General features: G+C 36.8%; 2 protein-coding genes and 1 pseudogene. All 3 read right to left on the reverse strand.

What is annotated here, in order from left to right:
- A pseudogene (locus B0A78_RS13655) lies at window positions 1-220 on the reverse strand (phage baseplate assembly protein V); the annotation flags it as partial.
- Between the two features lie 145 nt (window positions 221-365).
- A complete protein-coding gene (locus B0A78_RS14625) occupies window positions 366-536 on the reverse strand; it encodes a hypothetical protein (RefSeq protein ID WP_155761342.1) in 171 nt (56 codons plus the stop codon).
- On the reverse strand, window positions 526-1,249 hold a 724-nt coding region (locus B0A78_RS13660; RefSeq protein WP_097609774.1), incomplete at its 5' end, for a DUF2931 family protein. The genes B0A78_RS13660 and B0A78_RS14625, both read right to left, overlap by 11 nt.

Here is a 1,249-nt window from a genome sequence, read left to right on the forward strand (position 1 = left end):
TTGCAAGGGTTTCTATACCGCTACGGGTATGAATGGCTTTTACATCATTGCCGCTAGTATGGTACCCACTGGTTTCGCTTCCGTTATAATGAGTGCCTAGTACAAAAGGTTTTTCCGCATTGCCGCTTTCAAAACCTACAAGAACTTCTTCGCCTATTTCGGGGATAAAATGAAATCCTTTGCCCGACTCTGCGTGCGGAGTCAGAATCCTAATCCAGTTACTCCTAGTGCTTCTTTTATCGTATTGCAACTTATAGTAAGCAAAAGTAATAGTACCATTGCTTGTTGTATTAATTTATCCATTTTGTATTTCTCGTTTGCGTTACCAAAAACTATTTGCGATATACCATAATTATCCGCTTCTATCAGTTTAATGAAATAATAGTAGGAGCTTTAGGATACGCTATAATATCAATAGTACCGTTTGGGTATTGATCTAGCAGTACATATTTTTCAAAAGGATAGACTATTCCTTTTTTGGTGGTAATAGTTATATAACCACCCGCTCGTAGTGTTATACGCTGTTTATTTTTCATTTTCTTTATAGGAATCTTTGTATTCGCCAGGTTCATAACTAGGCCATATACGCATACTATCTACTTCTATTTTTGTGTTGTCAACAAAAAGCTCCATATCAGAATTATCAGCCGCTATTTTTACATGAAAACGATGGGTACTTCCCTCAGGGATGTTTTTAAAATGATTAAAAATAGCCTCTTCGTTTAAAAATACCAATCCTCTATACGTATCTTTATACCCCGTTTCCCAATCTATAATAATTCTATTGGGCAAGGCTCTACTCACGGGAGTAGGGGTGAGTATTTCGGGTCTAAAGTAAGACTTATTTTCACCATTAAAAGACCACCATTCTTTATAAAATAATTTAAATTTTTTGTTTTCAGAGGTAGCATTAAGGGCAATATGGTAACGCTTACGGTAAGTGTCCCATAGGGCACAAGAGGCATTGGGCATAAAATCGCGGGCTTTTACCTGTGCTCTATTCATAGACCAGCTGGCAAACAATCGTTTTTCAAAAGCTTTATCCTCTTCTTTGTTTGTAATTTCTTTTGCCTGAAAACGTCCTACTTCTATTTTTGCTCCAAGATACCCTGCCCATACCACCACCATACCTTGTGGGGCAAAACCAAAGATAAGCGAATTAAACATTCCTGGTTTATAAGGCTCATCAGGATTTAAATCTTCTTGGTACAAAAAAGATTCATCAGGATAATGAATTTCTTTTACGAGT

Source organism: Flavobacterium columnare NBRC 100251 = ATCC 23463, assembly GCF_002530675.1.
Taxonomy (GTDB): domain Bacteria; phylum Bacteroidota; class Bacteroidia; order Flavobacteriales; family Flavobacteriaceae; genus Flavobacterium; species Flavobacterium columnare.

What these genes read in the sequence shown, in the direction of transcription:
- B0A78_RS14625 (WP_155761342.1), bottom strand. Translation starts at nt 536, where the DNA reads ATGAAAAATAAACAGCGTATAACACTACGAGCGGGTGGTTATATAACT.